We start from the raw sequence: 15,914 nt of genomic DNA, 5'->3' as shown, positions 1-15,914 counted from the left end.
CCAGCCCTTGGCTGGCGTTAAAATACAAGCTTGAAGCTTATTTAAGCTTTAGGCCCTGCATTTTTTATATCGTCTGATACGTCATACTTAGCAAAGTTTTCAGTGAAGTCAGCGGCAAGTTTTGCTGCATATTCATTGTACTTAGCTTTATCTTCCCACGTATTTATAGGATTAAGTAAGTTAGTATCTACACCTGGAACTGCTACCGGTACATCTAGGTTTAAAACATCAATGTGCTGAGTTTCAACACCGGCTAATTTACCAGATACGATTGCATCAACTACTGCGCGAGTAGTCGGAATATCAAAGCGCTTACCTGTGCCGTAAGGACCGCCAGTCCAACCTGTATTCACAAGGTATACTTTAGCGCCAAACTCGCGTACGCGCTTCATAAGAAGCTCAGCGTAAACACCTGCAGGACGTGGGAAGAATGGCGCACCAAAGCAGGTTGAAAACGTTGATTCAATATCGCTAGTAGAGCCAATCTCAGTTGAGCCAACTTTAGCTGTGTATCCACTTAAAAAGTGAAAAGCAGCAGCTTCTTCGCTAAGAACAGATACCGGTGGTAATACACCGCTTACATCACAAGTTAAAAATACAACAGCTTTTGGTTCGCCTGCGCGGTTTTCTACTTTACGTTTTTCAACATGTTCAAGTGGATATGCTGCACGGCTATTTTGAGTAAGGCTAGTGTCGTTAAAATCTGGAACGCCTTTTTCATCTAGCACTACATTCTCTAAAATAGTACCAAAGCGAATTGCATTCCAAATTACAGGTTCGTTCTTTTGTGACAGGTCGATACATTTAGCATAGCAACCGCCTTCAATATTAAACACGCTTCCAGGTGCCCAACCGTGTTCGTCATCACCAATTAAAAAGCGAGTAGGATCTGCTGAAAGAGTTGTTTTGCCCGTACCAGATAAACCGAAGAATAATGCTGTATCACCTGCTTCACCAACGTTAGCAGAACAGTGCATTGGTAATACACCTTTTGCTGGTAGTAGGAAGTTTTGTACAGAAAACATCGATTTTTTCATTTCACCGGCGTAGCGCATACCTGCTAGTAATACTTTACGCTGTGCAAAGTTAATAATAACGGTGCCATCGCTATTTGTGCCATCACGTTCCGGCTCGCATACAAACGAAGGAACGTTCATTACTTGCCATTGTGGTAAGTTTGAGGCGTTATAGTTTTGTGGTTCGATAAACATGTTTTTGGCAAAAATATGGTGCCACGCCGTTTCTGTAGTTACGACTACAGGTAGATAATGCTCAGGGTCAGCGCCAACTTCTAGGTGAGAGGTGAAGTGGTCATTACTTTGAACATGTGCTTCTACGCGAGCCCATAATGCGTCAAATTTTTCTGCATCAAATGGGCGGTTAACGTTGCCCCATTGAATGTCATCTTGAGTTGTTGCTTCTTGAACAATAAAACGATCTTTTGGTGAACGGCCAGTTCGTTTTCCTGTAATTGCAACAAAAGCACCATTTGCGGCTAAAGTACCTTCGCCACGGCGGATCGCATGCTCGACAAGTTCAGCTGCGGTTAAATCGACAAAACGTGTAGCGCCTGTAGTCATGTTTATACCTAACTATAATGTGTGAGAGTTTGAACGGGATAGCTCTGGGGTTATCAGTGCCCTTAAGCTGAAATTATAGTAACAGAAGGTTTTGAGATATTCGAGCCCGTAAAGCCTCTAAAAACACATATATTTGCTAAAAAACATGAATAATTTCAATGATACCGGTGTCAGTAAATTAACAAAGTTCATGACACCGGTATCATCTTTTTATAATATAAAACCGCATATTTTGCGGCTTTAATTACTATATATAAATGAAGCTGAACATTTAGTTGAAAATGCTTTTTATGTCTTGTTCGTTAAAAACATACTCTTTTAAACAGTAATGACAGTTAATGTTAACAGTCCCTTTCTCAGCTACATCTTTGAGTAGTTCTTCTTGTCCAATATTAACAAGTGCAGTAATTGTTTTATCACGACTACAACCACATTTGAATTTAATAGCTTGAGGTTCAAATACGCGAGGATTATCTTCGTGATAAAGACGTGTAAGAACAGTGTTCGCATCTAAGTGTAACAACTCTTCATTTTTAATCGTGTTACTTAATGCTTCTAGGTGTGCAAAGTCTTCAATTGATTTTTGTTTATCAACTGGAAGCACTTGTAAAAATAGACCACATGCTTTTGCGCTACCTTCAGTAGTGTCAGTTGCAAACCAAAGACGTGTTTTTAGCTGCTCAGATTGCTCAAAGTAACTTTCGATACATTCACTAAGAGTATCATGCTCTAGCGGCACTATACCCTGGTAGCGTTCACCTTTTTCAGGGGTAATAGTGATTACCATATAGCCTTGGCCAATAAGCTCTTTTACAGTGGTGCCCGTAATTTCGCTTTGCAGGCGTGCAATACCACGCATATTTTGTTTGTCATCACCATTTATAACAGCATATTTAACTGGGCCATCACCTTGAAGCTGTACAGCAATTTCACCTTCAAACTTTAAAGTTGCGGTTAGTAAACAGGTTGCAACAAGTAACTCACCAAGTAATGCTTTAACAGGGTCTGGGTAATTATGGTCGGCAATCATTTCATTATAAGCACTCTCGATTTGTACGAGTTCGCCACGAACATCTAGTTCGTTGAATAAATAACGGTGAAGTAAATCTTGTTGCATGAGCGGCTATACCTAACTTGATTTCATTTTTAAAAGTTCGCGTCTTTGCTTTTTATCCGGTTTTTTATCCGGATGGGGGGCAAAAAAGCTGTTATTTTTGCGTGCGATGCTGTTCTCTTCGCGTTTAGCAATACTGGCATCAGATTCTTGATACATGGTCTGTGCAATGGGGGCGCTTTGGCGTTTTTCAAGCACTGAGAGTATGGTTATCAGCTTTTCATCTACTCCTTGTGCAAGTTTTATGTTTGCGCCAACTTCTACTATTTTACTCGCTTTTGTACGTTGTCCATTATAATGCACTTTGCCGCCTTGTACCATTTCACGTGCAATAGCACGAGTTTTATAAAATCGCGCAGCCCATAACCATTTATCTAATCGAACTTTTAACCCATCCGCATGGTCTGAGTTGGTATTAGCATTACTTTTTTTACTCATAAGGCATTTCCCCACGTTTTTATAGCTTAAAATTTATCATGAAATCATCGTAGGATGAAGGTATTACAACAGCCGTTTACTTTTTGTACTACTATGTAAAGTTAATTTAATCTGTTTACAAAGTTTAATATTAGTGTGCTTGTTGAAAGAAAAATGAAAGGGTACTATGGGTACGCGCTAACGCAGTAAATTAAAATAAGAACACTATTTATGGAACAGCAAATCCAACAACTAAAACAATTTTTAACGCGGTTACCGCATGCTAAATTAAGTGCATTAGTGACACTGTTAGTTGTTGTTTATATTGCATTTTTATTATCAAAGCTTGTCTGGCTTTTATGGCCGAAACCACCAGTAACTCTACTTACTCCTACTCATTATGCTAATCAGCCATCTGGTGCGAGCAATAACTCAGCGCAGCATATTATTGAGCAATTTTTATTTGGTAAAAAAACTGTAACAAACAACAATAATACTGCAAAACAATCGCAGGTTATAAATAATGCGCCAGAAACACGCCTAAGTATTAATTTAACCGGTATTGTAGCTGTTAATAATGATGACCAAGCAGGTATAGCAATTATTGAATCACAAGGTAAGCAAGTAAGCTACCTTGTTGAAGAAGTTGTACTTGGCACGCGCGCTGAAGTAGCGCAGATACTGCCTGATCGTGTTATTTTAGGTATTAATGGAGGTTTTGAAACATTAATGCTTGATGGGCTCGATTTTAGTAAAAAAGTATCTATGCCTGTACTCGCTGCGCGTGACGATGCCGAAATGGGTCCGCAAAAATTAGAGCCAAGTGAATTACAAATAGACGCCACTGCAGACCCAGACGTTAAAGAAGCAATTATAGAAACACGTGAAGAGTTACTCGAAGAACCGGGCAAGTTATTTGACTATATACGTGTTTCACAGGCTATGAATGATGGTGAACTAATTGGATATCGCTTAAGTCCAGGTAAAGAACCTGAACTGTTTAAGCAAATGGGATTAAAAAATAACGATTTGGCTATTTCTATAAATGGCTATCAATTAACAGATTTAAAACAGGCTATGTCAGCTATTAACGAGCTGCGTAATAGTACAGATGCCAATATCACTATAGAACGTGATGGTGAACAAATTGATGTGCAATTTAGTCTGCAATAATTTAGCTTTGGAGTTTTAATATAATGGTTCAGGTGCTACACCTCAAAAAAATTAAAAAAGGGTTAGCTAAGTACGCGGCACTTTTTTTGGCGGCAAGTATTTCTTTGTCTGTTTCTGCTGTTGAATATGCTGCTAACTTTAAAGGCACTGATATCAACGAGTTTATTAATATTGTTGGTAAAAATCTCAATAAAACAGTAATTATTGACCCTAACGTGCGCGGCAAAGTAAATGTTCGCAGTTATGAGTTAATGGACGAAGCGCTTTATTACCAGTTCTTCTTAAATGTATTGGAAGTTTATGGCTACTCAGCTGTTGAAATGGACAATGGCATTCTTAAGGTAGAAAAAAGTTCAGACGCCAAAAAATCAAATGTGCCACTTATTACCGAAGGTAACGAAGCTAGCGGCGATATGATGATTACACGTGTTGTACGTGTCAAAAATGTAAGCGTACAAGAACTAGGCCCTTTAGTTCGTCAATTTAGCGATCAAAAAGATGGCGGCCATGTTGCTAACTTTAATGCGGCTAACGTAATGATGCTAACGGGTCATGCTGCATCAGTTAATCGCTTAGTTGAAATTATTCGCTCTGTTGATCAGGCGGGTGACAAGCGTGTAGACATCGTTAAGCTTAAATATGCAACAGCAGATGATGTTGTCTCTGTAGTAGACAATATTTATAAAGACAGCGGCAAAGGCAGCGTACCTGAATTTTTAATTCCAAAAGTAGTCGCTGATGGCCGAACTAATAGCGTTATAGTAAGTGGTGAAGGCCAAGCACGTACACGTGCTATAGAGCTTATTAAGCGCTTAGATGGCGAATTAGAAAGCCAAGGTAATACCAAGGTGTTTTACCTAAATTATGCTAAAGCTGAAGATTTAGTAAAAGTACTGCAAGGCGTAAGTAAGTCACTTGTTGAAGATGCACAAGGCGGTACCACTAAGACTCGTAGCAGAAGTAACAACGAAAGCAGTATAGAAGCTCACCCAGATTCAAACTCACTTATTATTACTGCGCAGCCAGATACAATGCGCTCGCTCGAGTCGGTCATTGAACGTCTTGATATTCGCCGAGCACAAGTATTGGTTGAAGCCATTATTATTGAAGTAATGGAGGGTGACGGGGTTAACTTAGGCCTGCAGTGGATTTCTGAGCAGGGCGGTATGTTGCAGTTTAATAATGGTACTACGGTTCCCGTAGGTTCATTAGCTGTTGCCGCTGAGCAAGCACAAGATACAACCGTAACTAAAACTATTATTGGTACTGAATCAGGGCTTGCAACAAGTTATGATGAAACGACAGAAGGTGATTACGATGCACTTGCTTCATTGCTAAGTGGTATTAATGGTTTAGCGCTGGGTGTTGTTAAAAATGATTGGGGCGCAATTATTCAGGCTGTTGCCACTGATACAAATTCAAATATTTTGGCTACACCTTCTATTACTACAATGGATAACGAAGAAGCCTCAATTTTAGTTGGTCAAGAAGTGCCTATTATTACAGGCTCACAAACGGGCAGTAATAATGCTAACCCATTTCAAACGGTTGAGCGTCAAGAAGTCGGTATTAAACTGATAGTTACGCCACAGATTAACGATGGCTCTGCAGTACAGCTTACAATTGAGCAAGAAGTATCAAGTGTAAGTGGTGCAACTGCTGTTGATATTTCAGTTAATAAACGTGCAATTAAAACAACGGTTATGGCCGATGATGGCGGTATGGTTGTACTGGGTGGCTTAATTGACGAAGACGTACAAGAAAGTGTTTCTAAGGTGCCGTTATTAGGCGATATTCCTATTTTAGGTCATTTGTTTAGATCGACAAACACAACACGCCGTAAGCGTAATCTTATTGTATTTATTCGCCCAACCATTATTCGTGATGGTGTGAGCATGAATAAGTTAAGCTTTAACAAATATAACTTTATTCGTGGTGAGCAGTTTAAACAAAAAGAAGACGGTATTGAGTTAATGCCAATGACTGATACGCCTATTTTACCTGAGTGGAATGACGAATTAGTACTTCCACCTACGTATGAAGAGTCTCTACGTAAACAAAATGCACAAGAGCGTAAAGATGACTAATGCGATTCAAGAGATAAACCAAGATGTGGTTCATCCTCAAACGCATAATCAGGATGAGCTATTAACGAGTGATGTATTAGTTGAGTTACCAGCAAAGCGTTTGCCGTTTTCGTATGCAAAACGTGCAGGTGTGTTACTTGGCAAAAATAAAGATCACCGTATAGTTTACTACCGTGGTGAGCTAGACGTGGAAGTACTATTAGAAGTACGTCGTATCGCAGGCCATGGTTTTACACTTGAGCAATTGGCTGATGATAAGTTTGAGCTATTGCTTGAAGCGTCATACCAACGTGATAGCTCTGAAACGCAACAAATGATGGAAGATATTGGCAATGAGGTTGATTTATTCTCACTTGCTGATGAACTTCCGCAAACAGAAGATTTACTAGCTGGTGACGATGACGCGCCAATCATCAAGCTTATTAATGCCATGCTTAGTGAAGCGATTAAAGAAGGGGCTTCTGATATTCATATCGAAACCTTCGAGCAAGAGCTTGTTATTCGCTTTAGGGTAGATGGCGTACTTAAAGAAGTCCTTAAGCCTAATCGGAAACTTGCGTCGTTACTTGTATCTCGTATTAAAGTAATGGCTAAGCTTGATATAGCCGAAAAACGTATCCCACAAGATGGCCGTATTAGTTTACGTATTGCCGGACGTGCAGTTGATGTGCGTGTATCAACAATGCCGTCGAGCTTTGGTGAGCGTGTAGTACTGCGTTTACTTGATAAAAATAACGCGCGTTTAAACCTTGAAGACTTAGGTATGACTGCAGAAAATCGTGCATTGTTTTCAGATTTAATTAGTAAACCTCACGGAATTATTTTAGTAACAGGACCAACAGGTTCTGGTAAAAGTACCACCCTATACGCTGGTATGAGTCAAATTAACTCACGCGATCGCAACATTCTTACCGTTGAAGATCCGATAGAGTACGAAATTCCAGGCATAGGCCAAACTCAAGTTAATGCAAAAGTTGATATGACATTTGCTCGTGGTTTACGTGCAATATTACGTCAAGATCCTGATGTAGTAATGGTGGGTGAAATACGCGACCTTGAAACTGCGCAAATTGGTGTTCAAGCGTCACTTACCGGTCACCTTGTTATGTCTACTTTGCATACAAATACCGCATCGGGTGCAATTACACGTATGGAAGATATGGGTGTTGAACCCTTCTTACTTTCATCGTCGTTACTCGGTGTATTGTCGCAACGCTTAGTACGTACGTTATGTAATACCTGTAAAGAGGGTCACACGGCTGATGAGCATGAATGCCAGCTGTTAGGGGTTCCTTTTGAAAGCCAACCGACAATCTATCGAGCGGTGGGGTGTGAAGAGTGTAACTTTAATGGTTACCGTGGTCGTACAGGTATTCATGAGTTACTTGTAGTTGATGAAACCATACGCGAAATGATTCACAACGGTAAAGGCGAGCAAAGCGTAGAAAAATACATTCGTAAGCGCAGCCCAAGTATTCGTCAAGATGGGTGTAGCCGTGTACTGGCAGGCAAAACAACACTAGAAGAAGTATTGCGTGTTACCCGTGAGGAAGGTTAACTATGGCGGCGTTTGAATATCGTGCCTTAGATGGCCGAGGTAAAGAAAAAAAAGGCATTTTAGAAGCTGATACGGCTAAACAAATCCGCCAAACTTTACGTGATCAAAAACTAACGCCGCTTGAAGTTGTTCCTGCGGCGCAAAGTGATAAACAGGTCAAAGGCGAAAAAGCCCCTTTACTCGGTGGCTTTTTTAAGCCGACAATTTCAACCTCAGACTTAGCATTAATTACAAGGCAATTAGCAACACTTATTCAATCGGCACTTCCTGTTGAAGGCGCTGTTATGGCGGTTGCTGAGCAATGCGAAAAGCCGCGTTTAAAGCGGATGCTTATGTCGGTACGCTCAAAAGTAGTTGAAGGTTACACCCTTGCCGATGGTCTTAGTGAGTTTCCTCATGTTTTTGACGATTTATATCGTGCAATGGTAGCCGCAGGCGAAAAGTCGGGGCACCTTGACCAAGTTCTTAATCGTTTAGCCGACTATACCGAGCAGCGCCAACATATGCGTAGCCAAATAACTCAGGCTATGGTTTACCCTATTATATTAGTGGTATTTGCAATTGGTATTGTGTCGGTATTACTGGGCACCGTAGTACCAAAAATATTAAAAACGTTTGAAAAAACGAAACAAGTACTTCCTTGGACAACCGAATGGGTTATGGCTGGCAGCCATTTTGTGCAAAATTATTGGTTTATTAGTTTAATAGCGATTACAGCTATAGCCATTGGTATTAAGCATGCACTTAAGCAGCCTAAAATACGTTTTTGGTGGGATGACCGAGTGCTACATATGCCAGGTATAGGTAAAGTGGCTCGTGGTATTAACACCGCACGTTTTGCGCGTACTTTAAGTATTTTATCGTCAAGCTCGGTACCATTACTTGAGGGAATGCGTATCTCGGGTGGCGTATTAATCAACGAAAAAATTAAAAAAGCGGTTGCAGATGCATCCGACAGAGTGAGTGAGGGTGCAAGCTTAAGAGCTGCACTTCAGCAAACGAAGTTGTTTCCACCAATGATGCTGCATATGATAGCAAGTGGTGAAAAATCAGGTGAACTAGAGCAAATGTTAGAGCGTGCTGCAAATAACCAAGATCGCGAATTTGAGAGCATGGTTAATGTATCGCTTAAACTACTAGAGCCTGCGATGATCGCCTCAATGGCGGTTATTGTATTATTTATAGTAATGGCAATATTACAGCCAATAATGGCGATGAATAAAGCTGTTGGACTTTAAGTTAGAATAAATTTTTAAATATATTAGTGGTTTTACCTAAACCATTTTTACTTAATGTTTTTAGAATAATGAGGTAATTACGTGAATAAACAATCAGGTTTTTCTTTACTAGAAGTGATGGTGGTACTGGTTATCATCGGGATGATTATGTCAATTGTTGCACCTAACATTATGGGTCAGCAAGAAGAGGCTGCTATTGATAAAGCACATCTAGATATCCAGCAATTAGAAGATGCAATGAGCTTATACAAGCTTAAAAATAAGAGCTACCCAAGCACAGAGCAAGGTCTTGAAGCGCTAGTTACCCAAACAAGCATTGAACCGGTTCCAAAACGTTTCCCTGATGGTGGCTTTATTAATGAATTACCAGAAGATCCTTGGGGTAATACTTATCAGTTAATTAGCCCAGGTGAAATTGGCAAGTTTGATATTTTTTCTATGGGCCCAGACGGTGAAGCAGGTACTGATGACGATATCGGTAACTGGGACGAAGAAAAACAATAATGCCTAAGTACACCGTTCTGTATGAACATGTTAATGCTAGAGGCTTGCTATGAAAGCAAGCCTTAAGCAGCGCCATGCAAAAAGCAGAGGCTTTAGTTTAATAGAAATTTTAGTGGTATTAGTGATCATCGCTTTTGCCACCAAAATGGTGGTATATAGCTTAGAAGGCGGTGCTGAGGAGGAGTTAGATACTCAAGCACTAAGGCTGCATACCACCATTAATATGGCATCGGAATTTGCTATTTTAAACCAAGTTGAATTGGGCTTATTAGTAGAAGAAAATACATTAGAGTATTTAGTTTTCGATGGTGAAAAGTGGATTACTTTTGACCGTGAAAATCTTTTTAAACCAATAGAATTAGATGAAAGATTAAAGCTCACGCTTAACTTAGAAGATTTAGCGTGGGCGCAAGATAACCTCTTAGAGCAATCTAACTGGCGCGAGCTTATGAGTGGCGGCGATGAAGACAGTTTACTTGAGCTTAAAAAGTTAAAAATACCACAAGTACTTATTTTGTCATCAGGTGAGGTAAGCGCGTTTCAACTTGTATTAGAGTTAAAAGAGCAAAGCGAACCTGTGTATTACATTGAAGGTGAATTTACTGCACCAGTAAACTTTCGCCGAGAGCCAGAATAATGAAGCGCACTAAAGGGTTTACCTTATTAGAGGTGTTAGTGGCATTAAGTATTTGTGCCATGGCGGGTATAGCTGCAATGCAAGCAACAAGCGAGCATATTCACCACTTAACGACTATTGAAGAGCAAACCTATGCATCTTGGGTCGCCGAAAACGTTATTATTGAACAGCGTACTAAAGGCGAACAATGGCAAGGTAAAAATAACCTTAAAGGCAGCGAAGTAATGGGCGGTGTTGAATGGTTTTGGCAGCAAGAAGTTACAGCCACAGCTGACAAAAGCTTTGTAAAACTAACCATAAATGTTTTTACGGATGAAAAATATGAGCATTCAGCATATGAGTTATCAACGTATTTAAATAAAGGCAAAAAGTAAGTGAAGCAGCGCGGGTTTACATTACTTGAAGTTATGGTTGCACTGGGTATTTTAGCTTTTGTTATTATTGCTACTCATCAAATACTCGAGACGACAACAAGAGCAAAAGATGCCTCCGATGAAAAGATTGCTGAGCTAAATGGATTGCAAACAACATTTAGATTAATGGATCAAGATTTTAGCCAAATGACCAAACGCTCAGTTCGCAATGAGTCGGGTGATGTTCAAGAACAATATTTACTTGCTGGTCGTTACGTTTTAGAAAGCCAATACGATGGTATTGCGTTTGTACGAGATGGCTGGGTAAATCCAATTAATTTATTGCCACGTTCAGAACTACAAGCCGTTGGTTATAGAGTGATAGACGATAACCTTGAGCGTGTTTATCGGGTTTATGTTGATCAGCTTGATAATATGGAACCGCGAGTTCAACGTGTACTAGAAAATGTTGAAGAACTTAAGTTTGAGTTTTTGGATGATAAAAACGAATGGCAAGAACAGTGGGAAATTAAAGCTCTCCCTAAAGCGGTTGCTGTTACGTTGCAACAAATAGAAGCAGAGCCAATTCGTCGTGTATTTTTAGTTCCTGGGCAAGGCAAAGTTGTTGCTACACAAAGTACGGATGTGAATAATGGTTAAGCAGCAATCATCGCGCGGCGCAGCACTTGTTATTGTTTTGTTTATTGTGGCATTAGCGGCTATTTTAGCAGTAGAAATGAGTGCTAATTTAATGGTTCAAGTGCAAAAAAGTACAAACTTGCAAGGTCACCAACAAGCTAAATGGTACGCCTACGGTGCAGAAGAGCTTGCTATTAAAGGGCTAATACAAAGTAAAAAAGATGATGCCGATAAAACAACACTCGATCAAGTGTGGGCAACTCAAGGTGATGCTTCATACCCTGTTGATAACGGCACGTTAAGTGGCAAAATTACTGATTTACAAGCATGTCTAAATTTAAATGCTTTAGCCATAGCGCCAGAAGAAAATAGCGCAAGTAAAACAAACCCTGCACATAAAGCACTATTTGCATTACTTGAAAACATTGAAGATTTACCTGCTGATGAATCAGAAGAGACAATGGCAGATAGCGTATTTGATTGGCTTGATGAGAACAGTATTACGTATCGCTCAGGCGCAGAAGAAGACGAGTACTTATCGCGAGATTTTCCGTATATGACAGCCAATAGCTTATTTGCATCAACATCGGAGCTGCGTTTAGTTAAGGGCTTTAACCCATTAGTGATGGAAAAAGTATTGCCATATGTATGCGTAATACCAGGCAGTACGCTTTTATCAATTAACGTAAATACATTATTGCCAGAGCAAGCGCTCATACTCAGTGCCTTGATAGAAAGCTTAAGCTTATCTGGCGCAGAAGCGGTGTTAGGCGCAAGACCGCAAACTGGCTTTGACACCATCGATGAATTTTTTGAACAGGTGAAGCAGCAAGGCGGTACTAATACTGACTCAATAAAAAGTCTATTTAGTATTAAAAGCGAATATTTTAAATTACAAACGCAGGCAAACTTTGTCGACCTGCGTTTTTCGATGACCACATTACTGCACGCTAAAGATGGCGACGTAACGATACTGGCGCGAAAATTTGGAGGCGTACAGTGACAGAAATACTGTTGATCCGCACGGGTCAAACCGAACAAGAATTACTTAACTGGTTAATTTACTCACCACAAGAACAAGAAATAATAGCCAGTGGCGAGTTACCAAATGCAGAGCATTTAAGTGAGCTAAGCGAAAAAGCACTTACCCGAGAAGTTGTCGTGTTATTACCCAGTGATCAAGTGCAATTAAAAACGGTCGCTTTGCCAACAAAATGGAATCGCAAGCTTGAGCAAGCATTGCCATACATGCTTGAAGAAAATATAGCATGTGACGTAGATGAACTGTTTATAGCTGTAGCGCAGCCGACAATGCTTGGTGAGCAACATGCAATTCGTGTAGCAATGACAGACCGTGAATGGTTTGAACAATGGCTTGCATTATTTGCTGAGCATAATCTATCAGTATACAGAATATTACCCGATGCTTTGTTGTTACCGCTTGCAGATGATGGCGCCGTAACTGCTATTGAGCTCAACAACCAATGGTTGTTTAAGCAAGGGCAATGGCATATTAGTGCGGTTGAATCTAGTTGGTTGAATGGCTATTTATCAGCCATGGGTAACCCCGACATTAAACATTTTAGTCCTGCTAATCAGTTTCCTGAAAGCGTTAACTTACAAGCCCAAACAAGCGATTACGACTTACCTTTAGCATTATTTGCAAAACAGTTAGATAGCGTTAATTTTAACTTACGCCAAGGTATGTATCAGCTTAAAAAACAAAGCGCTTTGTGGTGGGGTTACTGGAAAGGCGCCGCAATTATAGCAAGTGTTGCATTGGTTTCTACAATTACAATAAAAGCTATTGAGTTACACCAACTTAATACACAAGTAGAAGTAGCTAAAGCTCAAGTAGTCGACAGATATCAAAAAGCATTTCCGGGAACTAAAGTTCGCCCTAATCTAATTAAAAGCCAAATTAAAGGCGCGTTAGATAAAATACAAGGCTCAAGTGAATCCGGCTTTTTAGACTTAACGACTAATTTGGTTGATGTATTTTCGCAAGTCAGCGAATTTACACCTGAAACACTTCGTTATGACAAACGTCGTAATGAGCTGCGAATTCGTGCACGGGCTAAAGACTTCCAAACTTTTGGTAAAGTAAAAATCATACTTGAAAAGCAAGGTTTAACTGTTGAGCAAGGGTCTTTAAATAATGACGGTGATTATGTCGTAGGCGAAATTAAACTGCGAGGTGCAGTATGAAAAAGCAGTTAATGAAACAGTGGCGTTCGCTTAAAGAGCAAGAACAACAATTGGTAATGGTCGCTGGTGGCGTGTTTATTATTTTTGTTTTAGTAATGGGGATATTTAGGCCATTAAATAACGCGATAGAAAAAGCACAGCAATCTCAAATTAAACAACAAGAGCTATTAGCTTGGGTTGATGACAGTATTGTTAAGCTAAAGGCTGCAGGCAACACCAGTGTTGCTAGCAATACAAACTTAAGCCAAGTGGTAAACTCTACTCGTGGACGCTATAAAATCAATATTAGTAAAATGCAGCCCAGTAGTGATTCACTTCGTTTGACGCTTGACTCAGTAGAGTTTAATCAGTTAATAGAATGGCTAGATGAGCTAGTAAATCAGCATGGTTTAAAAATTGAAAATTTAGATTTAAGTCGCGATGATAAATCAGGCTATGTGCGCGTAAGCCGTTTAGTATTAGAGAATTAATTAATGAAAAAAATAATAACGTTATCGGCTGTCTTTTTAATTAGTTTTATTGTGTTTTGTTTTATTAAATTACCAGCACATATTGCACTAGATATAGCAAAACCGTACTTTCCAAAGCAATTAGAAGTAGGCCAAACTGTAGGCACTGTTTGGCAAGGTCAAATGATGCAAGTTCGTTTTGATGGTGAACAGTTAAATAATGTGCGCTGGGATATTGCAGGCTGGAAATTATTTACAGGCAAACTAAATGCGAACATAAAATTTGGTAATCCACGAGAACGCAGTGATATTTCGGGTTACGCAGATGTAAGTTATGGGTTTTTTAATAAAAAAGTAATAGTGACTGACGCCCTAGTACGCTCAACTGTAGAGCGTGCAATGCAACGTGTGCAACTTCCTCTGCCTGTTACCGCTAAAGGGCGTGTGATATTAGAACTTGATGAATACAGCTCAGGCGCACCTTATTGTGACTCACTAAAAGGTGAAATAGCGAGCCCTAATATTGATGTTCAAGGTTTAAATGGATGGTTTAATATTGGACCTCTAGCAGGTAAGTTAAGCTGTAAGTCGGGTGATGTTGCTATATTAATTGACCCAGATAATACGCTTGGCCTTGAGGCCGATGCTACACTTAAAGCTAATTTCGACTTTAGAGTGGCAGGTTATGTAAAACCAGATGCCAGCTTACCTAAAGATGTACATGATGCGGTTAAGTTTTTAGGCCGACCAGATAACCAAGGTCGCTACCCGCTCAACTTTTAATGTTTTAATATAAAGAGTTTTAATGCAAATACCCCAATTTACTGAGTTGCACGCAAAGCAGCTCAGCTCATTTTTAAATACCCAATCTCAAGCAATGACCCTTGTACAAAGCCAAGGCTATTTATTTGGTGTAATTTGTTCGCCTAACCCATTAGATGTACATGAGTGGCTTGAGCAGATATTGCCAAACACAGCTAATGATTTAGATGAAGAAATGCTTTTTTTGTTTATGGCGCTTTATCACAAAATTAGTGAGCAGGTGTTCGAAACTGGATATAAATTACCAGACACATTTGATGCTGAATTTTGTAAGTCGTGGAGTAAAGGCTTCTTAGTTGCAACGAAAGCTTATGCAGAACCTTTGTTAAATGCACCGCAATTAGACGTTGATTTTAAACAAGCATTAGAAAGTGCGTTAAGCACACTAAGCTTTTTTGCACTCGACCAGCTAGCAATAGCTCAGATTGCCAAACAAAATAACATGACAATAGAAGCTTTGTGTCAGTATCAGTATGAATCTATGGGTGACTTTGCATTAGGGTTTGCTGAACTAATTGAAGTGGTCGCAATTAATAGCGGCTTGATAACCGACGAGAGTTGGGAAGAGTAATTATTAGAGCTAGGCGCTTAGTTTAATCTAAGTGCCTAGCTCTAATATAATATCCGTACAGCCTTGTTTGCACTTTACTATGCCTTTACCAGGCTCGCTGGTGGCTAAATCAAGTGTTAAAACCCCATTACACTTCTCACACTTTAATGTTTTGCCTTGCGCTAATTGCTTGAGCATATTGCGCTGCTTATGAAATGAGTCGCTTGCTTTTTTATTTAATCCTGAAAAATCCACTACTTTGCTCGCTTTTGCTCTAATGCTTCAGTCACTATTTTACATACCGTATTTAAACGGTCGTCATAAAAATAAAGGTTTAAGTCACGCTCACGACAATAGCGTAGGTGAAATAACTGAACAGAGTCATCTGTTGTAAACGTTTTTTCTACATACTCACCTTCAGATTCAGATAGTTTAAGTTGACTGTTGATCCTATTTTTAGCCATATTTGCAGCGGGGCTTCTGTTGACCTTGCTTGCATCACTTAAAAAGCCGATGCCTTCACCTAGTAACCTTTCGCGAGGTTCTTTTATAAGTGGGTGATCGATTGTAAAAAAGGCAAGGATC

The 15,914-nt window shown here is 39.7% G+C and carries 18 protein-coding genes; 13 read left to right on the top strand and 5 right to left on the bottom strand.

The features are described from left to right. Nucleotides 1-41: 41 nt before the first annotated feature. The 3 genes from H5072_RS01840 to hslR form a co-directional block, all read right to left on the bottom strand. Nucleotides 42-1,580: a phosphoenolpyruvate carboxykinase gene (locus H5072_RS01840; protein ID WP_039488561.1), complete on the bottom strand. Its 1,539-nt coding sequence runs from the start codon at nucleotides 1,578-1,580 to the stop codon at nucleotides 42-44. 271 nt (nucleotides 1,581-1,851) lie between these two features. After that, on the bottom strand, nucleotides 1,852-2,697 hold the full coding sequence (gene hslO / locus H5072_RS01835; RefSeq protein WP_002962025.1) for an Hsp33 family molecular chaperone HslO: 846 nt from the start codon (nucleotides 2,695-2,697) through the stop codon (nucleotides 1,852-1,854). 12 nt (nucleotides 2,698-2,709) lie between these two features. After that, the gene (gene hslR / locus H5072_RS01830) at nucleotides 2,710-3,132 is read right to left on the bottom strand and encodes a ribosome-associated heat shock protein Hsp15 (protein ID WP_002962027.1); all 423 of its coding nucleotides are present in this window, start codon (nucleotides 3,130-3,132) and stop codon (nucleotides 2,710-2,712) included. A gap of 210 nt (nucleotides 3,133-3,342) precedes the next feature. Between hslR and gspC the strand changes: the two genes are divergently transcribed. The 13 genes from gspC (at nucleotide 3,343) to H5072_RS01765 (ending at nucleotide 15,350) form a co-directional block, all read left to right on the top strand. Then, on the top strand, nucleotides 3,343-4,284 hold the full coding sequence (gspC, locus tag H5072_RS01825) for a type II secretion system protein GspC (protein ID WP_182692489.1): 942 nt from the start codon (nucleotides 3,343-3,345) through the stop codon (nucleotides 4,282-4,284). Between the two features lie 23 nt (nucleotides 4,285-4,307). Beyond that, nucleotides 4,308-6,371 carry a type II secretion system secretin GspD gene (gspD, locus tag H5072_RS01820; protein WP_182692488.1) on the top strand — a complete coding sequence of 688 codons (2,064 nt, stop codon included), beginning with the start codon at nucleotides 4,308-4,310 and terminating at the stop codon, nucleotides 6,369-6,371. Continuing rightward, complete coding sequence (gspE, locus tag H5072_RS01815; RefSeq protein ID WP_154904191.1) at nucleotides 6,364-7,929, top strand: type II secretion system ATPase GspE; 1,566 nt, start codon at nucleotides 6,364-6,366, stop codon at nucleotides 7,927-7,929. The genes gspD and gspE overlap by 8 nt, the downstream gene beginning before the upstream one ends. Nucleotides 7,930-7,931: 2 nt before the next feature. Then, the gene (gene gspF, locus H5072_RS01810) at nucleotides 7,932-9,167 is read left to right on the top strand and encodes a type II secretion system inner membrane protein GspF (RefSeq protein ID WP_002962033.1); all 1,236 of its coding nucleotides are present in this window, start codon (nucleotides 7,932-7,934) and stop codon (nucleotides 9,165-9,167) included. Between the two features lie 81 nt (nucleotides 9,168-9,248). Further along, nucleotides 9,249-9,671 (top strand): type II secretion system major pseudopilin GspG, encoded by a 423-nt coding sequence (gene gspG, locus H5072_RS01805; protein WP_002962036.1) that lies wholly within the window; start codon nucleotides 9,249-9,251, stop codon nucleotides 9,669-9,671. 49 nt (nucleotides 9,672-9,720) lie between these two features. Next, nucleotides 9,721-10,308, top strand: a complete 588-nt coding sequence (locus H5072_RS01800) for a Tfp pilus assembly protein FimT/FimU (protein WP_182692487.1) — start codon at nucleotides 9,721-9,723, stop codon at nucleotides 10,306-10,308. Then, nucleotides 10,308-10,682 (top strand): type II secretion system minor pseudopilin GspI, encoded by a 375-nt coding sequence (gene gspI / locus H5072_RS01795; RefSeq protein ID WP_002962039.1) that lies wholly within the window; start codon nucleotides 10,308-10,310, stop codon nucleotides 10,680-10,682. Before H5072_RS01800 ends, gspI begins: the two co-directional genes overlap by 1 nt. Then, nucleotides 10,683-11,321, top strand: coding sequence for a type II secretion system minor pseudopilin GspJ (gspJ, locus tag H5072_RS01790; protein ID WP_182197428.1), 639 nt, complete (start codon nucleotides 10,683-10,685; stop codon nucleotides 11,319-11,321). Beyond that, entirely contained in the window at nucleotides 11,314-12,303 is a 990-nt protein-coding gene (gene gspK / locus H5072_RS01785) for a type II secretion system minor pseudopilin GspK (RefSeq protein ID WP_024596391.1), read from the top strand. Before gspJ ends, gspK begins: the two co-directional genes overlap by 8 nt. Further along, on the top strand, nucleotides 12,300-13,508 hold the full coding sequence (gene gspL, locus H5072_RS01780) for a type II secretion system protein GspL (protein WP_182692486.1): 1,209 nt from the start codon (nucleotides 12,300-12,302) through the stop codon (nucleotides 13,506-13,508). The genes gspK and gspL overlap by 4 nt, the downstream gene beginning before the upstream one ends. Then, nucleotides 13,505-13,978, top strand: coding sequence for a type II secretion system protein GspM (gene gspM, locus H5072_RS01775; protein WP_024596393.1), 474 nt, complete (start codon nucleotides 13,505-13,507; stop codon nucleotides 13,976-13,978). Before gspL ends, gspM begins: the two co-directional genes overlap by 4 nt. 3 nt (nucleotides 13,979-13,981) lie before the next feature. Next, nucleotides 13,982-14,740 (top strand): type II secretion system protein N, encoded by a 759-nt coding sequence (locus H5072_RS01770; RefSeq protein ID WP_182692485.1) that lies wholly within the window; start codon nucleotides 13,982-13,984, stop codon nucleotides 14,738-14,740. Nucleotides 14,741-14,762: 22 nt separating this feature from the next. Further along, nucleotides 14,763-15,350 carry a UPF0149 family protein gene (locus tag H5072_RS01765; protein ID WP_024596395.1) on the top strand — a complete coding sequence of 196 codons (588 nt, stop codon included), beginning with the start codon at nucleotides 14,763-14,765 and terminating at the stop codon, nucleotides 15,348-15,350. A 27-nt stretch (nucleotides 15,351-15,377) separates the two neighbouring features. On the opposite strand, the gene H5072_RS01760 is transcribed toward H5072_RS01765, so the two are convergent. Both H5072_RS01760 and H5072_RS01755 read right to left on the bottom strand, forming a co-directional pair. Beyond that, the gene (locus H5072_RS01760; protein ID WP_002962050.1) at nucleotides 15,378-15,584 is read right to left on the bottom strand and encodes a hypothetical protein; all 207 of its coding nucleotides are present in this window, start codon (nucleotides 15,582-15,584) and stop codon (nucleotides 15,378-15,380) included. Beyond that, nucleotides 15,584-15,913 carry a hypothetical protein gene (locus tag H5072_RS01755; RefSeq protein WP_310735866.1) on the bottom strand — a complete coding sequence of 110 codons (330 nt, stop codon included), beginning with the start codon at nucleotides 15,911-15,913 and terminating at the stop codon, nucleotides 15,584-15,586. Before H5072_RS01755 ends, H5072_RS01760 begins: the two co-directional genes overlap by 1 nt. Nucleotide 15,914 lies beyond the last annotated feature (1 nt).

This window comes from Pseudoalteromonas sp. SR45-5 (assembly GCF_014163565.1).
GTDB classification, from domain to species: domain Bacteria; phylum Pseudomonadota; class Gammaproteobacteria; order Enterobacterales; family Alteromonadaceae; genus Pseudoalteromonas; species Pseudoalteromonas distincta.
Note: the sequence above shows the minus strand (reverse complement) of the source record. Positions and strands in the feature narration are given on the sequence as shown.

Coding starts and splice junctions, on each gene's coding strand:
- H5072_RS01765 (WP_024596395.1), top strand. CDS start 14,763: ATGCAAATACCCCAATTTACTGAGTTGCACGCAAAGCAGCTCAGCTCA.
- gspM (WP_024596393.1), top strand. CDS start 13,505: ATGAAAAAGCAGTTAATGAAACAGTGGCGTTCGCTTAAAGAGCAAGAA.
- H5072_RS01840 (WP_039488561.1), bottom strand. CDS start 1,580: ATGACTACAGGCGCTACACGTTTTGTCGATTTAACCGCAGCTGAACTT.
- H5072_RS01770 (WP_182692485.1), top strand. CDS start 13,982: ATGAAAAAAATAATAACGTTATCGGCTGTCTTTTTAATTAGTTTTATT.
- gspD (WP_182692488.1), top strand. CDS start 4,308: ATGGTTCAGGTGCTACACCTCAAAAAAATTAAAAAAGGGTTAGCTAAG.
- H5072_RS01800 (WP_182692487.1), top strand. CDS start 9,721: ATGAAAGCAAGCCTTAAGCAGCGCCATGCAAAAAGCAGAGGCTTTAGT.
- gspC (WP_182692489.1), top strand. CDS start 3,343: ATGGAACAGCAAATCCAACAACTAAAACAATTTTTAACGCGGTTACCG.
- gspI (WP_002962039.1), top strand. CDS start 10,308: ATGAAGCGCACTAAAGGGTTTACCTTATTAGAGGTGTTAGTGGCATTA.
- hslO (WP_002962025.1), bottom strand. CDS start 2,697: ATGCAACAAGATTTACTTCACCGTTATTTATTCAACGAACTAGATGTT.
- hslR (WP_002962027.1), bottom strand. CDS start 3,132: ATGAGTAAAAAAAGTAATGCTAATACCAACTCAGACCATGCGGATGGG.
- gspK (WP_024596391.1), top strand. CDS start 11,314: ATGGTTAAGCAGCAATCATCGCGCGGCGCAGCACTTGTTATTGTTTTG.
- gspF (WP_002962033.1), top strand. CDS start 7,932: ATGGCGGCGTTTGAATATCGTGCCTTAGATGGCCGAGGTAAAGAAAAA.
- gspE (WP_154904191.1), top strand. CDS start 6,364: ATGACTAATGCGATTCAAGAGATAAACCAAGATGTGGTTCATCCTCAA.